The sequence below is a fragment of the Armatimonas sp. genome, from assembly GCF_043760365.1.
Taxonomy (GTDB): domain Bacteria; phylum Armatimonadota; class Armatimonadia; order Armatimonadales; family Armatimonadaceae; genus Armatimonas.
This window is the reverse complement of record NZ_JAYUPA010000599.1, coordinates 1-1523: the sequence shown is the minus strand read 5'-3', so window position 1 is coordinate 1523 and position 1523 is coordinate 1. Positions and strand designations below refer to the sequence as shown.

Here is a 1523-nt window from a genome sequence, read left to right as displayed (position 1 = left end):
GGCGGCGCGGTCTTTGTGCTTGACATCTATGTCCTCGCGGCCTTTGGTTTCTAGTAAATAATGTAGTCCGTCGGAGGAGACGGCGATAAAGTCGGGCTCGTAGTAGCGCAGGTTGGCGGCGTTGTCGGTGTACTCGATGGCAAACCCGAGCTGTGAGGGGAGCTTGGCGAAGCGTATCACATCAGGGGCATCTTCTAGGAACTTGGCGAAGCGTTTCTCGAAGTCGTTGTCGGCGGCGACTAGGTTATAGATGGTTTTGTTTGCGATAAATGTCGGGCGGGAAAAGGCGAAGGGCTGCGTCCCCGAGAGTAGGCGACCCTCGGTAAGCAGCTCCGGGGTTTTCTCCTCAATGACAAGAGTACGCAGGGCAGAAGCAAAAGTCTTGATGGTGACGTAGGAGGTGATGTTGGTGGCGAGGGCGCGAATCACTTCGGGGGAGTCTAAATTCACGCTCTGGCCGAAGGCTTTGTGCTCTAAAAACTGACGGACTTTAGGGACAAGATAGGCAAACTGTGACGGTAGTTTGACATCCTGGGCGATTCGTTTGGCGTAGTAGGAGATTACTTCTTGTGAGGTCTGGGGCACGGGGATGGCATAGTCTCGCTCAACGACTTTTTGAAGGCTGATAATATCGTAGCCCTCGTAGCGAAATGCCTGCGCGGTGGCGTCGCTGTCTTTGAGGGGGAGCTTGGGGCAGGTGAAGCCCAGCACATCAAGCGCGGCGATTTCTTCGGTGAGGCTTTTCTTGCGCGTCAGAAGCGGGGTGAGCTGGGGAATGTGAATATCGTGGTTGAGCTTCTCGGTGTCGGGGTGGATATTGGTGATCTGGACTTTGTCTTTGGTAAGATCGAAGGTATCTAAGGTGAGGTTCTCTTCTTTCTCTAAGTCCTCGACAAACTCGATGAACTTCTTATTGCCGATAATATCCACGCGCTCAATGTAGCCGGAGTTGCTGTCTCGGAACATGAGGCGCAGGCCACGCCCGATGGTCTGCTCGGGGAGGATATTAGCTTTAGAGGAATACGGGCGCAGGCCGACAATGACCGTCACGTTTTGCACGTCCCAGCCCTCACGTAGCATCAGAACGCTCACAATGGCCTGTACGGGGTTGTCCCAGTCGTCGGCCTCACGCGCCGCTTTCCGGGCGCTATCCAAATCTTTCTTGCTCACTTCCCCGCTTCGGTCGGTGTGGATGGTGAGGAGCTTCTCGCCGCTGAACTCCTCGGGGTACTTGACGCGCAGGAAGTCTGAAATATCATCGGCTTCGCTGGTGTCGTTGAGCATGACAAAGAGCAGGGGCTTCTTTTTGAGGGGCGCAAGCTGGGTCTTGTACTCTTTCCAGCGCTCGACGGCGGCCACTAAGTACGCCTGGTACTTCACGCTGGCAATATCGGACTGGGCTTCGCTGATCCCGGTAGCAATTCCTTTCATGGGGCGCTTGACAATGCCATCAATAATAGCTTGCTTGAGGGGATAATCGTAGATCGTCCAGGTAAACAACCCGCCTTTGTTGTACCGTGGGG

General features: G+C 54.8%; 1 pseudogene. It reads right to left on the bottom strand.

Annotated features, from left to right (window positions below):
* Window positions 1-1500, bottom strand: a pseudogene (locus ACH2EH_RS13805) (hypothetical protein); the annotation flags it as partial.
* Window positions 1501-1523: the final 23 nt, after the last annotated feature.